The sequence below is a fragment of the Algoriphagus sp. UBA3586 genome (assembly GCF_002376385.1).
Classification (GTDB): Bacteria; Bacteroidota; Bacteroidia; order Cytophagales; family Cyclobacteriaceae; genus Algoriphagus; species Algoriphagus ornithinivorans.
The window spans coordinates 109,611-127,421 of the sequence record NZ_DFMT01000016.1 but is presented as its reverse complement, the minus strand read 5'-3'; the positions used below and the strand labels follow the sequence as shown (position 1 = coordinate 127,421).

General features: G+C 38.0%; 19 protein-coding genes. 4 read left to right on the top strand and 15 right to left on the bottom strand.

Features of this window, described 5'->3' with window-relative positions:
* Position 1: 1 nt before the first annotated feature.
* The 7 genes from B2906_RS05110 to B2906_RS05080 all read right to left on the bottom strand — a co-directional run bounded on the left by B2906_RS05110 (position 2) and on the right by B2906_RS05080 (position 6,622).
* Positions 2–568, bottom strand: coding sequence for an NAD(P)H-dependent oxidoreductase (locus B2906_RS05110; protein ID WP_286935814.1), 567 nt, complete (start codon positions 566–568; stop codon positions 2–4).
* Positions 569–576: 8 nt separating this feature from the next.
* A complete protein-coding gene (locus B2906_RS05105) occupies positions 577–1,011 on the bottom strand; it encodes a (4Fe-4S)-binding protein (RefSeq protein ID WP_286935813.1) in 435 nt (144 codons plus the stop codon).
* A gap of 188 nt (positions 1,012–1,199) precedes the next feature.
* Positions 1,200–2,849, bottom strand: coding sequence for a sodium:calcium symporter (locus B2906_RS05100; RefSeq protein ID WP_286935812.1), 1,650 nt, complete (start codon positions 2,847–2,849; stop codon positions 1,200–1,202).
* A gap of 41 nt (positions 2,850–2,890) precedes the next feature.
* The gene (locus B2906_RS05095; RefSeq protein ID WP_219958943.1) at positions 2,891–3,385 is read right to left on the bottom strand and encodes a hypothetical protein; all 495 of its coding nucleotides are present in this window, start codon (positions 3,383–3,385) and stop codon (positions 2,891–2,893) included.
* A 57-nt stretch (positions 3,386–3,442) separates the two neighbouring features.
* Positions 3,443–3,790 (bottom strand): hypothetical protein, encoded by a 348-nt coding sequence (locus B2906_RS05090; RefSeq protein WP_286935811.1) that lies wholly within the window; start codon positions 3,788–3,790, stop codon positions 3,443–3,445.
* A 63-nt stretch (positions 3,791–3,853) separates the two neighbouring features.
* On the bottom strand, positions 3,854–5,344 hold the full coding sequence (locus tag B2906_RS05085) for a glycoside hydrolase family 32 protein (protein WP_286935810.1): 1,491 nt from the start codon (positions 5,342–5,344) through the stop codon (positions 3,854–3,856).
* Positions 5,345–5,353: 9 nt separating this feature from the next.
* Positions 5,354–6,622 (bottom strand): glycosyltransferase, encoded by a 1,269-nt coding sequence (locus tag B2906_RS05080; RefSeq protein WP_286935809.1) that lies wholly within the window; start codon positions 6,620–6,622, stop codon positions 5,354–5,356.
* Between the two features lie 195 nt (positions 6,623–6,817).
* On the opposite strand from B2906_RS05080, the gene rfbA reads away from it, so the two are divergent.
* From rfbA to B2906_RS05060, 4 genes are all read left to right on the top strand, one after another.
* Complete coding sequence (rfbA, locus tag B2906_RS05075; RefSeq protein ID WP_219958939.1) at positions 6,818–7,678, top strand: glucose-1-phosphate thymidylyltransferase RfbA; 861 nt, start codon at positions 6,818–6,820, stop codon at positions 7,676–7,678.
* 160 nt (positions 7,679–7,838) lie between these two features.
* Entirely contained in the window at positions 7,839–8,612 is a 774-nt protein-coding gene (locus tag B2906_RS05070; protein ID WP_219958938.1) for an MlaE family ABC transporter permease, read from the top strand.
* 13 nt (positions 8,613–8,625) lie between these two features.
* Positions 8,626–9,357, top strand: coding sequence for an ABC transporter ATP-binding protein (locus tag B2906_RS05065; RefSeq protein ID WP_219958937.1), 732 nt, complete (start codon positions 8,626–8,628; stop codon positions 9,355–9,357).
* A gap of 2 nt (positions 9,358–9,359) precedes the next feature.
* Entirely contained in the window at positions 9,360–10,349 is a 990-nt protein-coding gene (locus B2906_RS05060; protein WP_219958936.1) for an MlaD family protein, read from the top strand.
* A 498-nt stretch (positions 10,350–10,847) separates the two neighbouring features.
* On the opposite strand, the gene B2906_RS05055 is transcribed toward B2906_RS05060, so the two are convergent.
* From B2906_RS05055 to B2906_RS05020, 8 genes are all read right to left on the bottom strand, one after another.
* A complete protein-coding gene (locus B2906_RS05055; protein WP_348718402.1) occupies positions 10,848–11,555 on the bottom strand; it encodes an ROK family protein in 708 nt (235 codons plus the stop codon).
* 119 nt (positions 11,556–11,674) lie between these two features.
* Positions 11,675–12,292, bottom strand: coding sequence for an NADPH-dependent F420 reductase (locus B2906_RS05050; protein WP_091650619.1), 618 nt, complete (start codon positions 12,290–12,292; stop codon positions 11,675–11,677).
* A 418-nt stretch (positions 12,293–12,710) separates the two neighbouring features.
* Entirely contained in the window at positions 12,711–13,166 is a 456-nt protein-coding gene (locus B2906_RS05045; protein ID WP_219958934.1) for a preprotein translocase subunit SecB, read from the bottom strand.
* Positions 13,163–13,645, bottom strand: coding sequence for a helix-turn-helix domain-containing protein (locus B2906_RS05040; protein ID WP_219958933.1), 483 nt, complete (start codon positions 13,643–13,645; stop codon positions 13,163–13,165). Before B2906_RS05040 ends, B2906_RS05045 begins: the two co-directional genes overlap by 4 nt.
* Before the next feature lie 4 nt (positions 13,646–13,649).
* Complete coding sequence (locus B2906_RS05035) at positions 13,650–14,192, bottom strand: hypothetical protein (RefSeq protein WP_219958932.1); 543 nt, start codon at positions 14,190–14,192, stop codon at positions 13,650–13,652.
* Positions 14,193–14,263: 71 nt separating this feature from the next.
* Positions 14,264–14,983, bottom strand: a complete 720-nt coding sequence (locus B2906_RS05030) for a hypothetical protein (RefSeq protein ID WP_219958931.1) — start codon at positions 14,981–14,983, stop codon at positions 14,264–14,266.
* A gap of 11 nt (positions 14,984–14,994) precedes the next feature.
* The gene (locus tag B2906_RS05025; protein WP_219958930.1) at positions 14,995–17,505 is read right to left on the bottom strand and encodes a DUF4268 domain-containing protein; all 2,511 of its coding nucleotides are present in this window, start codon (positions 17,503–17,505) and stop codon (positions 14,995–14,997) included.
* Positions 17,506–17,514: 9 nt separating this feature from the next.
* Positions 17,515–17,808 (bottom strand): hypothetical protein, encoded by a 294-nt coding sequence (locus B2906_RS05020; RefSeq protein ID WP_219958929.1) that lies wholly within the window; start codon positions 17,806–17,808, stop codon positions 17,515–17,517.
* Positions 17,809–17,811 lie beyond the last annotated feature (3 nt).

Below are 17,811 nucleotides of genomic sequence, written 5' to 3'. Positions count from 1 at the left end.
CCTAGGTTTTTTGTAAATAAGGAATGCTTATTTCTTTCTCATCTCTTAATTGTAGCACAAGCTCTCTATAGGCTCTTGCCTTCCTCTGCAATTCATCGACTTGGATTTGATGTGTACCTCCTATGTGGAAAGGGGGCAAATATCGCATCCAACATAAATAGGCAGTTTGCTCAAATGGTCTCAAAAACTCCTCTAGCGTAAACCTGTTTCTACCCTCATGACTATACACTTCCTGAGATCCTCCGGATGTGATGGCGTTCAGTAAATATTTATTTTTCAAATAAACACCACCTGGTCCATAAGCCCATCCAAACTCTAATACAAGGTCAATCCATTGCTTCAACAAGGGAGGGCAGGAATACCAATAAAAAGGGTGTTGGAAGATTACCACTTCATTTTCAAACAGTATTTCTTGCTCTTCTTGAATGTTGATGTTAAAGTCAGGATATAACTCGTACAAATCCCTGATTGTGACATTTTCAAGATCCTTTACTGCATTGATTAACTGAAAGTTAACATCTGAGTGTTCAAATTTAGGATGAGCAAAAATAATTAATACCTTTCGCATGGATTTCCTCAGCCTTTGAAATCAATTTTCTTATGCGTTCCGTCACAAAATGGTTTATTCTGACTTCCGCCACACCTGCAAAAAGCCGAGACTTTATGTTGTTTTTTGGTGGTCCCATCCGCCATTTTGACGGTCATATTTCCATACACCATCAGTGGACCGTCTCTCATGACTTCGACAATTTGCTCTTTGTCTACTTCCACATTTTCTTTGGAAGATTCATTTTCAAAATAGTAACCCAGAGCACCCGAGGGACACTTTTGAACTTGTTCCACAATTTTTTCTGTACTAGATCCTTCGGGATCTATCCAGGGTTTTTTGGTATTGTCAAAAACTGAAGGTAAGCCATTCACACAGTTGGCAGAATGGATACATTTATGGGGCTCCCAAGTGATGGTTACCTCTCCATTGGAATATTCCTTTTTGAGTTGCTTCTCAGACATGGAAAAATCAATTTGGTAATACGAATATCATATTACCAAAAAGAACTGAAAATTCAGCTAGCAACCAAAGTAAATTTTGAATTTGACTTATTTACTATTAGGTTTTTTTAGTATCAGATAAAAGCAAAATCCTGTCACAAAAAGAATACTTCCCTGGGTCAGAATGGCTAGAATTAGTGCTTCAGTATTCATTTTTTTAATCTTTTACGGTGAGAAACATAGACAAATCCAATGATTGTTAAGAATAAAAGAACTAACTGCATTCTCGCTGTATTAGAGAATAGCTTGATTTTTTCAATTTCTGCTTGGTTTTCAGGATGAGCTTGTAGTTCTATATCCAAGTTTTCATGAGAAAGCTTACTGATAATTGAGCTAGGATCAAGATTCCATGAATTTCCTGAAAAAAGATTTTGAAGTGCGGTAGACCAATCATTGTTTTCCGGTGTAAATAAGGCCCCTACAAACACAATCAAAAGTAAAGCAGGAGTAATAAACTTCATGATAAACTTGTAGACAGTCGGAATTTTGATATCCGCACCTGTGGTTAGTTCTTTCCATCCCTTATCCATTCCAAAGACCCATACAAACAAAATGGTTTCCAGTAAGGCAAATACTACCAAACTGACTGTTCCGGCCCAGTAATCGAATTCGTCGAAATAACCATATTTATAAAATAGTACGGTAGGAATTCCCATTATCATGACCATGATTCCAAAAGATAAAGCTCCTTTTACCTTACTCCATCCAAACTCATCTTGCATAAAGCCCATCCAAGGTGTACCCATGGCTAGGGAAGAGGTAATTCCTGCAAAGAACAATAAGCCAAACCAACAAAGCCCAGCTAAAACTCCAAATAATTCACCCCATTGCTGAAATAAGTAAGGCATAGTTTGAAATGCCATGCCAAAGCCTGCATTTTCCAAAACCCAATCCAAACCTAAGAAACCTGCTGCAATAGGAATTACGATAGCACTTCCTAAAACTACTTCGACAAATTCATTGGTAAACCCAGCAGTAACCGAGTTAAGAGCGATATCTTCATTTGCTTTCAGGTAAGAAGCGTAGCACTGAATGGACCCCATTCCGACCGATAATGTGAAGAATATCTGACCAGCTGCTGCCATCCAAACCTTTGGATCCAAAAGGCTGCCGTATTGAGGTGTCCACAAGAAATTGATTCCATCCCATGCATTGGCATCCGGAAAGGCATCACTTGCATAGTTACTTCCCATGGTCCAACCTTTAAATGCTAGTATAGCCCCAAATGCAATTAAAAGAGGCATTCCTATCTTAGCCACCTTCTCAATCCCACCCAAACCAGTTGAAAGAATATACACGTTGATTCCCAATACTAAAAGGTAAATCCACAGTGGGAGCAGGGGAATTCCGAAATCAGAACCTTCCAAATTGACATACAGCAGAAAGAAATCATTGATTTGTTCTTTGGTCAAATCAGTAAATGAACCAATAACTGTATGGATTACATACATAAAGGTCCAGGATTCTATGTAGGTGTAATAGGCTACAACAGCGATATTGGTGAAGATTCCAAAAACTCCAATGTACTTCCATATTGGTTTGGAACTCATGGAGTCCAAGATGTAGGGTGTACTGTGATTACCGGATTTTCCCCCAAATCTTCCTATAGACCATTCCACGAACAGGAGTGGAATACCCATCAGGAAAAAACAAACCAAGTAAGGAATAATAAAGGCACCGCCTCCATTTTGTACTGCCTGAACGGGAAATCGCAGGAAATTACCCAAACCTACTGCATTTCCTGCCATGGCAAGTATCAGTCCGGTTCTGGACCCCCAAGAATCAATTGCTTTAGCCATTAATCGTAAAATAGGGAGGGGAATCCCCCTCCCGAATTGAATTATGAATGAATTGTTTTTTCCAATAGGGTTTTCCAGTTACCAGCTAATACTCTTTCGCCAGCCAAGTCTGAAAACAACTCCCCATCGTAGATTTCCAAGGATTTTGTTGGATGATTGGGATCCTTATAGTGAAATTGAAGTGCTAGGTAATCGATGATAACCCGCTTTTCCTTTTTCACCTGAACCATGTGGTTTTTTTCATCCAAGGTGACTTTTGAAATCCCAGATAAGTCAATGATACTTTGGCTTGGATAGGCGCCGTATCTATGATAAATGAGTTTTTTGGATTTAGGGTCCAAGCCTAATTGGTAATGATTTCTCCATCTTTCCTGAATTTCAGGCTGGATTCCGTTTTGCTGAGCCATCTCAAGAAAGCTCTTTTGAAGAAGACTTTCTGATGACTTCACTTTAAAATTTTGGTAGGCAAGAGGAGCTATAAATGCACCCATGCAAATTGCGGACACAATAAGTGTCACTGGATCTATGTCGATCATGATTTTTTTGGTTTTGTAAATTCTGAATTTGTAAAAAGGGCGATTATTCAGAATCTACTACCAAGTGTAGAAAAAATGCAGAAAGGTTTTTTTGACGTCAAATAGGGGGCTGCTTTTTTCTGGAAGTCCTTTCTCGGACGGAGAAGAAAGCAGGGATTTGACTTGAATATAAACTCCTGAAGCATTCAATTTTCCATAAAGCTTCCAGTCAACTTTGAAGCTAGGCACTTCAACTTGAACTGATTGAGCTAAAGAGTTATCGAAATTGGAATCCGAAAGGGGATAAGCATAAATCTCTTGCTTTGAATTAGAGGATTCAGCTTGTACTGGTTGGAACTGAAAAAAGGCTAACAGCCCGAAAATCCAACTCAGGAAAATCATAGACGCTGCAAGCCTTTTGTTCATATATCTTAGAATACTTCGCAAATGTTCAACAATAAATATCGCATCTGCAATAGCTAAGCCAACTTATTTTTTCAAATCATATATTTTAACATTTTCCAACCCTTGGATGCCTTCCACATTTTTCCAAGGAGAGTTAGGAAATACCAAGGTAGTCATTGCAATTTCCCCATTATTGATAAATAGCTCAATAGAATGCGCATCTATAAAAATCCTAATTGACTTGGCTTCCCAACTCATTGGCGCCGAAAAAGTCTTTGCAAAATCCGGATGGAAATTCACTTTTCCTGAATTACTGCGATCTATATTAATCAACCCCATTTCTTGGTTTATCACTACTTTTTCTCCTAATTCATTGCTTAAGGTTAGGCTGAATGATTCAGGATTTTCGATCTCAGCTGTTATCTCTGTTGCTACTGAAGGAAGGGCAGATTCCGAGGAGGAAATAGAGTAAGTTTTTTTCCTTAAGGACTCTAGTTCTTTTGCCGGTTGTGATTGAACCAAAAGCTTGTCTCCAACCTGAAATAAATTCAACTCTCGGGGGATAGTCATAGAGGATCTCCATTTTTCTGTTGGAACGACCTGAGCATATAGCCAATTACTCATCCAACCTATAAATAAAGGATCTTTTCTTTCTGAAGGGACATTTGACCAGGTAACCCCGGCATAATTGTCAGGCCCATAATCCAGCCAACGAATCAATTCATCATCTGGAATGAATTCTCCATTTTTGAAATCTCCGATAAAATATTGAGTTGCAGAACCCTGTTGTGGCCCGCCAGGATTGATACTCACCAAAAGCACGTACTTTTTTTCACCTGAGGGGGTTTTCATAGGGATTAAATCCGGGCATTCCCAAACTCCTCCATGTGCTCCTAGGCTTTGACCAAATTCACTTAAAAGCGTCCAGGATTTCAAATCACTTGACTCAAAAAATTGGATTCTGTCCAAAACAGCCAAAGTCATCAACCACTTCCAATTGCCTGCTGAATCTTGAATTCTACTAACTTTTGGGTCTCTAAAATCCTTAATTCCCTGATTAGGAAGCACAGGATTTCCTTGGTATTTAGTCCAAGTTTTTCCATTGTCCAAAGAGTAGGCAATCCCTTGAGACTGATACTCTAATTCCCCCGCTTTTTCTTTTTCCATATCATGGTAGGTAAAGATTGCTACCAAGGGAGGGTTTGACTCAGTTCCAAATCCTGAGCTGTTTGATTCGTCTAACATCGCACTACCTGAGAAAATATATCCCAAACTATCAGGATAGAGAGCTATTCCCTCGTCCTTCCAAGAGAGCAGATCAGCTGAAGTCGCATGTCCCCAGTGCATAGGACCCCAAACAGTACTATCTGGATAATATTGATAAAATAGATGATAGGTACCATTTTGATATACCATGCCATTGGGATCATTCATCCATCCAAATGGAGGAATAAAATGATATTCAGGCTCATATTGTGACAAGCTGGAAGGCTCAAATGTAATGGGAGCACTGAAGTCGCAAGATTGTATACTGACTGCCAAGAGAATACTCGGGATTAAGGGATGGATTTTCATTTAGAAAAGTCATTTTGGAAAGGCCAAATCTATCAAATTATTCTCATTTGCCTCATTTTTCATTTTTTCAGCAACATGCTTAGCATTCAACTTGTAATTTTGATTTTGGTAGAAATCCAAGAGCCTTTCTTCCAGTTTTTGTTGAGAAAATTGATGAATTGAGATTCCTAAAGGCCCTAATCCTTTGCTTTGAATGACCTTGTTCCAAAAAAATTGATCCATGATGTGCGGGATGATCAATTGTACACAAGCATTGATGGCGGATTGGTGGGTAGTACCTGATCCACCATGATGAATGACCCCATACATTTTTGGAAAGATCCAATCATAAGGAATATGGTTGACAAAAAATATGGAATCCGGTGTATCTGTAAGCTCGGTCAAACCTCCCCATGAACAATTGATGATTGCTGGAATTTTAAGTTTGACAAGAGCTTCTATAAATTGTTGAGTAAAAAATTCAGGTTTAGGGTTGGTCATTGAGCCAAATGTCAGAAAAACTGGTTTTGGGTATTTTGCTAGCCATTCCAACAACCTTGAATCTGCTTGATAAACGGATTTTTGATTTCTTTTGAAATAGCCAACTATTTGAGCAGAATCTGGCCAATCATCGGGTCTTGGAAATAAGGTTGGAGATAAAGCATAAAATGTTTTTAACTCCTTGAGCTCAAATTCGCGAAGCTGACCCGTAGTCAATTTTGATAATCCCAATTCTTTCAGCTCATTTTTCATGGTGAGCTTCATGACAAAAAACCTGGCTTGATTAACCCAATTGTATGATTTTCTAATAAATCGTTTAGGGATATTCCATTTTGCTAAACCCATATGAGGATATTCATCTGAGGGATGAACAATACATGGAATAGGAGAGACCAAGATATATTTTTTAGGATCTAAGCGCGCTATGAGATAATAATAGAGTGCTTTGGGATGGAAAAAAACCAGATCTGGAGCTACTTGGGCTAGACTGGTTTTCTGTTGATTCAATAATGTTTTTTGGAGCGAGATGGATTCTTTGGCAAGCTTAAAGTAGTTTTTTAGCTGAGACCAAGCAGATTTTCCACCGCCCATTAAGTCTTTGCCAGTTGGGCTTTCGATTAGTTCAAGAAACCTTCGATCAAATGCTAAAAATTTATAACCAAGTTCTTGAACCTCTGATTTGAACTGCTCTGGAAAAAGGCAGGTAACCTCGATATTTCTTTTCGAGAAAACCTCAGCTAAAGCGAGAAATGGTTCAATATCGCCTCGAGTACCTAAAGAAATCAGCAGGATTTTCATTGATAATTTTATTATCAGAACAGCTAATTGTAGCTTTATGCCTCAATCTAGTTTGTATTTCCAATAATCCTTCTTGATCAGAAGGTTTTTTATTTGTCATAATTCATAAACTGAAATCTGTTTCGAGGAAAATCAAATTGAAGTGCTCTTTTTCCAAAAGCTTGATTTCAACCTATTTGAAAATAATTTGTAGCTATGAAAGGAATTATTTTGGCCGGTGGGTCAGGAACTCGACTTTATCCTTTGACAATCTCTGTGAGTAAGCAGCTGATGCCTGTTTATGATAAACCCATGATCTACTATCCTTTGTCAGTTCTGATGATGGCCGGTATCCGGGAAATCTTAATTATCACCACTCCTGATGATTCCGAGGCTTTCCAAAAATTATTGGGTGATGGTTCTCAGGTAGGTTGCCGATTTGAATATGCAGTTCAGCCTTCTCCAGATGGATTAGCGCAGGCATTTATCATTGGTGAGGTGTTTATTGGAAATGAAAAAGTGGCCTTGATTCTGGGGGATAATATATTTTATGGCTCGGGCTTGCATAAAACTTTACAGGAAAATACCAATCCTGATGGAGGTGTTGTTTTTGCCTATCATGTCAATGATCCGGAAAGATATGGAGTGGTGGAATTTGATGAAAATAACAAAGCCATCAGTATAGAAGAAAAACCAGCAAAGCCTAAATCGAAATTTGCGGTACCTGGCCTATACTTTTATGATAACAAAGTGGTTGAAATTGCCAAAAACATCAAACCTAGCCCAAGAGGGGAGTTGGAGATCACTGATATCAATAATGAATACCTCAAAATGGGAGCTCTTCAAGTAGCCATCTTGAATAGGGGAACGGCCTGGTTGGATACAGGGACCCATCAATCTCTACTTCAAGCTGCGCAATTTGTGGAAGTTATTGAAGAACGTCAGGGATTAAAAATCGGATGTATTGAAGAGATTGCCTATAGACAAGGGTTTATCGGCAAAGAAGAGCTTTTAAAAGCTGCTGATAAATTGGGAAAAAGCGGCTACGGGCAATACCTGAGACGGTTATTGAATTGAGTTCAATAGATTTTCTTGCTCAATAAACTCTCAAAATCAGAGACTTCCGTGTTTAGGGTTTTATTTGCAAATATGATAAAGATCATGCTTTCACTTGAGATCATTGTATTGATCTTAGTCAGATTTTCGCCAAATTGGAGAAGGACTGAAGGTGGGAACTGTGAAACTACTGAAGCAAATTGATAATGCATTTTTTAGGGAAGTGGGTGAAATTGCCCAGTTCACGGCACGCTTTTTTCAAACTGTAACCAAGCCCAAACAAGAATGGGAGGAGTTTATAAACCAATGTTTTTGGGTTGGTTATAAAACATTGACCCTGGTTGGAATTACCGCGTTTATCATGGGTTTGGTGCTCACGATTCAATCTAGGCCTACTTTGGTAGAGTTTGGAGCTGAAACTCTTTTACCTTCCATGGTCTCTGTATCTCTTGTTCGCGAAATTTCACCTGTCATTACGGCCTTGATTTGCGCTGGGAAAATTGGCTCTGGAATGGGCGCTGAACTGGGTTCCATGCGAGTTACGGAGCAGATTGATGCCATGGAAGTTTCCGGGACAAATCCCTTTAAATATCTCGTGGTAACCAGAGTACTTGCTTCCACAGTGATGGTACCTATTCTTTCCAGTGTTGGAATAGCCATTGGGCTTTGTGGAGGATATCTTGGGGTTAACATTAGAGGACATATAAGCTGGAATTTATTTTGGCATCAGGCCTTCGAAGCTTTGAGTTTTGGGGATCTAATTCCATCCTTGATCAAGACCTTTTTCTTTGGATTTGCCATTGGAATCATAGGCTGTTACAAAGGATATAATTCTAAAAAGGGAACCGAAGGGGTAGGCCAATCTGCTACAACTGCAGTGATTGTAGCTTCTTTGGTTGTATTTGTTTTGGATTTGATTGCTGTTCAAGTCACTGATTTGTTGGGACTTACTTAATTCAGTTAACAAGATGGAACCAGTGATTCAAATAAAAGATCTCAATAAATCATTCGGTGATAGTCATGTTCTCCGCAATTTCAACATGGCTATCAACGCCGGAGAAAATCTCGCAATTCTTGGAAAATCAGGTTCCGGAAAGTCAGTTTTAATTAAGTGCATCATCAGCCTCATGGAAGTTGATTCAGGGGAAATGATAGTGCTAGGAAAGGATATTCAGCTGTTAAATTCGGATGAATTAGACAGTCTTCGGGCTGAGGTAGGATTTCTTTTCCAAAGCAATGCATTGTATGATTCCATGACAATCAGGGAAAACCTGGAATTTCCTCTAAGGAGACATTGGAGTAAAGAAGAAAGAAAAAAAGGTGCTGATGCTGCTGTAAAAGAGGCATTGGAAGATGTTGGGTTATCTCATACCATAGATATGATGCCAGCCGAACTTTCAGGTGGAATGAGAAAGCGAATTGCTCTGGCTAGGGCTTTAATTCTCAGACCCAAGGTAATTATGTACGATGAACCTACAACCGGGCTAGACCCGATTACTTCTCGTGAAATCAGTAATTTGATGCTGAGTGTTCAGAAAAAATATAAATCTGCGGCCCTGATCATTTCTCATGATTTGAATTGTATCAAAATGACTTCCAATCGAGTAATTATGCTCATCGAGGGAACAAGGTACGCAGAGGATACTTACGAAAATTTAAGGAAATCCGAAGATCCAAAGATCAAGGAATTCTTTGACTGATTATGAAAAGAAAAAAGAAAATAGAACACACCAAATTAGGCGCGCTAGTCATTGCAGGAGTGCTATTCTTGGTTTTTGCGCTCTATATGATAGGCAAAAACCAAAATATTTTCGGCACTTCAATCACCTTGTTGACAGTGGTGGAAAATGTCAATGGCTTAGTTCCTGGAAATAATGTGAGGTTTCAGGGTATGGATGTAGGCACAGTCAAATCAATCGATATGGCTAACGATTCAACCATAGAAGTTAGCCTTTTGATTAAAAGAAAAATGCAGGAGCACATTAAGAAAAATGCGGCTACCATCATTTCTACCGATGGATTGATGGGGAATAAAATTCTGCACATTGTTCCACAAGATGGGGAAGCAGGCCCAATTGAAGAAGGAGATGTACTTTTTGCCATGGAACAGGTAGGCACTGAAGATATGCTTAAAAAGCTTGATATGAGTGGAGATTACCTTCAAAAGACCCTTGTCAATCTTGCGGATATTACTAACAAATTGAATAAAAGTCAGGCTATTTGGAGCCTGTTGAGGGATACAATGTTGGTGGAAAATATCAATTTGGCAGTAGATGAATTCCGCTTAGCTGGTAGAAAAGCCACTGAGATGGCCCAAGCAGGAAACAGGCTACTGAGAACATTAGAAGAAGGCGAGGGCCTAGTCGATCAAGTGTTCACTGATACAGTTTTAAGCGCAAATTTTTCAAAATCAATCGATCAAATATTAAAAACCGGGGAAGAAGCCGAAAGGGTACTTTTGGAGGCAAGAACTATTTTGAATGAAATTCAAGAAGGAAAAGGAGCTGCTGGAGCTTTGTTGAATGATACCTTGGTAAGGGAATCTCTATTGAATACAATTCAAAATATAGAAAGTAGCACTGAAAGCTTTAACCAGAATATGGAAGCTCTGAAGCATAACTTTCTGTTGCGGGGTTATTTTAAGCGATTAGAGAAAAGAAAAGCCAAGGAGCTGGAGGAATTAGAAAAATAAAGAAGAGGCTGTCTCAAAAGTGCAAATTGTCAAATTGAGAGTCCCGACAATTGAACGGGATCGAAATGTAGGCCACAACGGTAAATACGGTCTTCGACTCTGCTCCCAATGACAGTTAAAATTAAATTCCGAAATTTCACTTATTTCGGAATTTAATCCTTTGTTATGGAAAGTAAGCTTTAGCTAACTTAAAATCCTTTTTCTTCTATTATGCATTTTCTTTTTTCTCATCGTTCTTTTGCCTTGAAGCAAAAGAACCAAAAATTCAAGACGCAGCAAAGCTCCAACCGCACTTGGCCGGACGCTGGCCCGCTGCTGCGTCAGCCCACCGCGCCCTAACTAAAAAAATTTTTTCTAAAAGGAATAGATATCATTTGCGAAAGGACGAGAAACGAATCCATTTTGGACGAACCTGTCATCATCTTTTTTGTATGTTCGAAGAATATTTAAGACTCAGGCAGACACTAGAGCTAATAATGAGACAGCCTCTTCGAAATATTAAATAAAGAAATCTTCCTCCCAGATTCTAAAGCCTCCCTTAAAGGCATTTTGGTTAGTTCCTAGGCGACAACCTTCAGGGACTTCATTGAGAAGCTTGGAATTTCCTCCCCCCAATACAATGTCCTCTGGTTGGAAGGCATCTGAGAAGATTTCAACAGCCTTGTGAACGTGTTTTTCCCATCTTTTTTGTCCATTCTTGAAGAGATATGGCTTGCCTATATAACTTTCAAAAGTGGTCTTTTTATAAGGCAAATGGCCGCCTTCGATAGGGATGATAGTTTTGTTTAAAACCATAGCCGTGCCGAGTCCCGTTCCAAGGCCCAAGAAGAGGAGTTTCTTTCCTTCGAAACTTCCCAATGCTTGCATTGCTGCGTCATTGATTATTTTCAATGGACAGCCGAAAGCCTCTTGAAAGTCAAAACCAGCCCAACCCGAACCCATATTTACAGGTTCATTGACAATTTTATTATGCTTTACTACTCCGGGAAAACCTATCGTTATTACATCATATTTCCAATTTGCGGCATGTTCTCTGACTAAGGGAATCATTTGTTCAGGAGTAAACTCTGCTCCAGATGGAATTTTGATACGTTCAGGCTGTCCCGTTGCTAGAATTTTCACATTGGAACCACCTATATCGATTACGAGGATTTTCTTGTTGAATTTTTTCATTCGGTAAGCAAAACCACCAAAGGGGTTTATCAAAATTGGGTTTTTAAAGATGTTGATTCGAAACTATAAAATTTAAGGCAAAAAGCGTGTCGCTAATTGCCTTAAATATTAGAAAAATCGGAAAATAGAAGATTTTAGTAAATAGGTGACATCTAAAAGGAGACTAGTTTAAAATGGTAGTTATTTCTTTCATTTTTATTCCAGGTGATTTCTTTGGATAGGTGATAAAAGGCTTCCAAAAGAAATGCATTGGACATTTTTCCTGCATCAATTGCTTTAAAACCAATGAGTTCTATCAGTCTTTTAACTCTGATTTTTTCCGGAACATCATCTCCACAGTAATAGGTTTCTTTGACTATTCCCATTTCATCATTTAAAGGGTACTCCACGCCAAGATTGTTAAAGGCTTTGAATAAGTGAGCCTTGGGAGCTGCTTTCTTTAAAAGAGATGTATGAGAATTGGAGAGTTTCTTGATAAAGGAGGCATTTGTACAATCAATGATGATTTTATCCTCAGTATCTGAATTTTTTAATGCACACCAAATTTCTGGAAGGTATCCGTTTTCAGAGCAGATCAAAATGATTTCTGCCTGTATAATAGCTGATTCATAAGGGCAAATTCTGTGATGGAATTTATTGAGGACCTTCCATTCCTCATCTTCAACCTCAAAATCGGAGCGGACTCCAAATACAACATTGATACCTGCTTCAATGTATTTTTTTCCTAAAGTTTTGGCTAGCGAGGTGCCGCCTAGTATTCCAATTTTCATAGAGTTTGTCAGTTTTATGAAAGAAACCGTGGGTGAAAGGAAGAATTATCTTCTTCCAAAAACTCACATAAAACATTGAAAACTAGGATATTGAAAAGGATTATCAAAATTTTATTTCGAAAAAAATCGATTTACAATGCACAAAGCATATTTCAGAATACTAAGTCCAAATATTGTATTTTGAAATACACGACCAAAAAAGGTGAGTAAATGTGATTTTACGTGGATGACTTACTTTCCGATATAGAAAGTGTATCTAATTGATAAAAATATAATCTGAATATCCGCAAACTTGACACTTACCATATTTTCTTTGCTTGAGCTTTTTCAAATTGGGTAAATTTCGATGGCCAATTGACTGAACTGTCAAGAATTTCTTGACAGTTTTTAAGAAATTTAATTTTTAATTAAAAAAGGTTTATTCTGACTCCTGTTCTTCAGCCTTATCATTTAGCAGTTTAGTGATGTCAATCGGAGGTAGGAGATACCCGCCCATAGGGCCGAGATTTGTTATTTGATAGATGATATTACGAAGGTTATTGATCATCATATTCAAAGTCGAAAACTTCAAGAGGTTGTTTTTTAAGCCTTCAGCAATTTCTTCTGTTTCATTGAGTTTGAATGTTCCGCCACCTTCTACCATAATCTTATAGCCAGCATCTATACTTTCTCCTCCTAAATTAACCTCTATCAAGGTAACCAGCTGAACTTCTCCATTTTCATCTATTGGGCTCATATCAAAATCTATTTCGACATGGTAAGCACCAAATAACTCTTTGGGATCTAACTCATCATCCTTAGGAATGATAAATTCATAATGTGATTCCAAAAGCTTGAAATCCAATAATTGTAATGGTGAAAATTTTGCTTTCATCCTGCTAAAGCATATTCATCCTCGGTGGTAGACTCAACAGCCATCACAGTTTGAGGATCTGATTTTTGATTTTTTAATGCAAAATATTGCTGAGTCATCATCCATTTTCTATGATAATCAGTAACACCTTGATTCACTCTTTCCTGAATCATTTCTTCTGACATTACAAATTCACCATCAGCCAAGATTGCTTGTAACTGAATTCCCAATGCTTTTTCTAACTGAGTTATGGTTGAAAGCTTGAAATCATTCTGTCCCTTTACCAATTTGCTTACCTGCTGTCGAGTTACCCCTAGTTCTTTTGCCAAGTCAGTTTGGTTCCAGCGCTTTTCATCCAAAGCATCCAAAACTCGCAAAGCTATTCTTGAGGACTTTTTGAGCCAAGCCTTGTTTTCTTTTCTAAAGGCAACTTTTTCCTTCCAATTGGAAGTTGGATTTTCTGATGCTAATTTTTTTATTTTCTCTTCCGTAATGCTCATTGTCTTAAATGTCTAAGTAAACGAACTCCCCATCTTCACCATTCTCTTTGAGATAATCTCTTACCAAATTGAGTTTATACAGCTCAACTTTCGTGTGCTTCCGATCCTTCATCTGATCAGTCAACTTGATTGCCCCACCTGTAATTACATAAGATGTGCCATACCGTATAGCGTAAACGCGCAAAAATGAATTACTGAGCGTTCCATAAGCTTTTAGCAGTTGTAGTTCGTAAGATTTTCCAGCTTCTTTATTGTGTAAAGGTTTAAAAAATTCGCTCAGATGTTTTCCTGATTCATCTTCAGCCAATTCGAATAAGGTTTCAAATAATGTGTCTGCATCCTCAATTGCTTTCTCAACGATGGAACTGATTTTTGCTTTCCCATAATAGTTTTCATAATCCTTCTGAAATTTTTTGAAAAACTTTCGTAATTCTTCTGGATCATCCCAGAACCTTTGAAGTAATTCTAATGCGTCCAACTCACTCTCATCATACTTTACAGCATAAAGACAGTCCTTTGAACGCTCAAATATACTAACAATCTTCATAGTGTCAACCTACAGGTTTACATTTTAGTTCATTATTTTGATTTATATACTCTTCCAAATCCAAAGTTTACCTATCTCAAATTATTTGACTCTTGGTCAAAAAAGAAATCAGAATCAATTTTTTTCCGATACTTTCCTAATCCTGCCTTGTGTAGAATAGGCTTTTTCAGCTCTTGAATGGGTAAAATATACAATTCCGCTGGACTGGATGGCTTACCGCCTATTCCCAAAGCAATAAAAACCGGGTAGTTTTCTTGTTGGGCAAATGCTTTATATCGCTCCAATTGTCCATCTTTGGCAAACCGGATGAAGTTACCATTGGGTTCAGATCTCCATTTGCATTCTACAGCAAGAGGGTAGGACTGACCACGAAGAATCAGCGATAGTTGGATATCTGGCTGAGTGGTGGTATCAGCATATCGGCCGTCCACAAACTTGTCACCTGCCCAATTTCGGATTTTGAAATATTTCTTGTCAAACTTCTGAACCACAAACTTCTCGAAATCCAATCCTGCTTTTTGGTTGACATCAATTAATTCCGTCTCAGAATCCTCTTCCGATTCTTCCAAATCTCTACGGATCTTAGCGATAGTAGCATTTCCATCTTTTCCTTCAATTTTAGCGATCTCAAGAATTAACTTTTCTTCCTTTGGAGTCAAAATACCGTCTGCTTTCACCGCGGCAATGGCTTGAGTCAGCGACTCGTTCTTTATTGACTTTGATTTAACCAAAAGTACAATTCCGGAAATCAATAAAATTCCGCCGAGGATGATTAAGGAGATTGGGAGCATGCGGGGCATTCTTATTTCAGTTCCTTCAAAAATGGATCAAAAGCATTTTTGAAATTGGGCAGTATTTCTACAAAATATTCATTCCTAGTGTTCCAGTCGTCTTGGCTGTTAAAATCAACACATTCTAGCTCAGCTTTTATTCTGCACATCTTTTTATCTACTAGCTCCTGCCATTCGATTGTGTTACCAAATGCATTCTCAATAGCTTCTTTGTTAGAAAAGAGTTTCTTGAAATAAGATTTATTCAAATCCTTACTCGATGTTACTATTCCTAATTCAATTCGGCAGCAAGTTCGTGTATTTGCTAAAGTGTATTGTAGTCCAGGGATTCCAGTTCCGCAGCTTAGCCATTGATCTTTTGATGAACTTATGTTTTCAAAAATCTTTTTCTCCTGGAGAAGTGGTAAAAGCTGTTGCCAAAACTTACGATGTAAATTGGCTTTACTTGGTTCACCATTGTTAACTGGACCAGTTTGGTACTTTATTATCAACTCTTCCTCCATTTCATAAAGCGAGAGCAGTTTTTTAAGAATACTGAATTTGGAATTGCTGTCAATGTTTGATTCGAAATACCAACCATTTTCCAGTTCTTTCGCCTCTCTGAAATCAGATTGATTTCTGCTGATTTTCAAAATGGTTTGTCCACTGACCATTACTTCAGAATTTTTTCTGAAAAGAGCGCGCAAAACATAAAAGTACATCTGTGCGATTGCTTCTTCCTCGACTTTATTATTCTCAAAAATGAAATATTCCAGCTTTTTGAAAGTAGGCTTTTCTGCGTCAAAAATATTCAGTTCCTTATCATCTTGTTCCTCAAAGACCAAAACTTCCGGGAGCTTCCAGATTTTAAGAAACCGATCGTAAATAATTTCAAACCGCTCCTCGAGGTGTGGAATCGTCCATTCTTCGATTTTTTGAAGGTAAGAGTTTAGCCAAAGTCTGCTGTGGATATATCCTTGCTCGTTGCCATCTTGATTCATAGTTTTCTTTTCAAGAAAGGATCGGTTGCTAAGTGCTCCGTTATTTCCGGAAAGCGTAAGGTTGGCAATGGTATTCAAATACTTGTCTTTGAATTCAGAAAACTGTTCTCTGGAAAGTTGTTTTTTCCATTCTTCCGTAGGCGTTTTTGGAAAAATATGCTCTATGGTAATTGCCTCATTCGAGGTATCGACATATTCTTTGTTATTATGGTTTTCCAGCAATTCAAAAAAGTAGGATCGGTTTTTAGGTTGGATATTGTAGAGATCCTTATCCTTCAAAGCTAACCTGATTTCCTCGTTGGTCGGGAATTTGGAGTTTCCTCCTTTTTTCATCAACGCCTTTTCAATTGACTCCACATATTCTTCGGTGTCGATTTCAGAATACAAAGTCATAAAGACTTTATTCAGGGAATTGGTTGGTAAGCCTACAATAAATCTTCTCCAGGCAAAGCTTTGTATTAGTTTAAGTATCGAAACCAAATCTGAGGTTTCGATTAATCCATTTTCCAAATCTTCAAATACCTGCAGAAGGAAAGGGTAGGCCACGTTGATTTCCAGTCGATTGATATATTCCAGTTCTTTCCGAACCTGTTTATCTTTGACTGTTGTGGGATTGACAAGTTTTTTGTAGTGAAAAGAAAGTGACTTGATATCCTCCAATTCCTGATTAAAACCCGCTTCATCCTTCTCCTGAAAGAGAATCTTGAATTCTTGATAAACCTTGTTCTTATTTGGAATTTTCTTGTTTCGCAGCGTCAGGTAATCTCGAATAAAATCGGAAACCAAAGAGGTTCTTTTAGAGAGGTCCTTAGCGTTTTCCTCAATCGGGCTCCAAATGGTTTCAAAGATTTTGTCTTGATCAGCAGGAGGAAGATCCATCAAAATGAAATTTCGAATCAGATCAGACTGAGAAAGATCTAGCCCTGTAGAGTTCAAGCTTTCAAAGATCCGCTGTGGATCGTCTTTGCCTCTTTCCAGTGAAATTTCCACAAATATCAATCGGTTCAACCCCTCTAGAATGACTGGGAAAGTTTCGGCGTTAATCTCAGATCGGAAAAAGGTATAATTCTCTTTGACATTGGTGTACTCAGTGATTGACTTTTCATTACCAAGTAGAATGGCTTTGAAAGCAATCGCATTTCGATCTGTTTGTTTCAGTTTAAGCTTGTAAGCTTCTTTTTGGACATATTGATTGACCAAAAACATATTGTAAAGTCGCTCCGATTCTTGGGATGGCAGATTCTCTTTGGCAAAGCGATATAGAGCTGCAATCAATATATTGATAGTAGTCAATCGCTGTTGCCCATCGATGATCACCAATTCTTTTACTTCATTGCTTGTACTGTAAACGCCGTCATGGATAAAGACGATGCTACCGATAAAGTGTGAGACCCGACCTTCATCGGCAACCTGGATTATATCTTTGAGCAATTCCCGACATTCCGTAATGGTCCAATCGTAATTCCTTTGGTAGATGGGAATAACAAATTGTACATCAGGAGATTTTAAAAATTTGACTATTTGGAGTTCGTTGGCTTTCATTAAATAATTTTATAGACTTTTCTTAATTAAGTTTTTTTCTATAATGAAATCAATAAAGTTTCCTAAATCGAGTAGCTTGTGGTAATAATCACTAACTATTTTATTTCTAAAATCTTCTTCCCATTTCTTTTCCTCTTTGAAAGCAGAATGAAGTTCATCTTCAGTAATCCATTCTCCATTTAGTTTTAAAGATAAAACAAAGTCATAAAATCGATCCATATCAAAACCATGATAACTTTCTGGATAATTTTTAATCCATTTTAAGAATTTGTCTTGAGTTTGTTTATTTTTAAATTTTTTCATGAT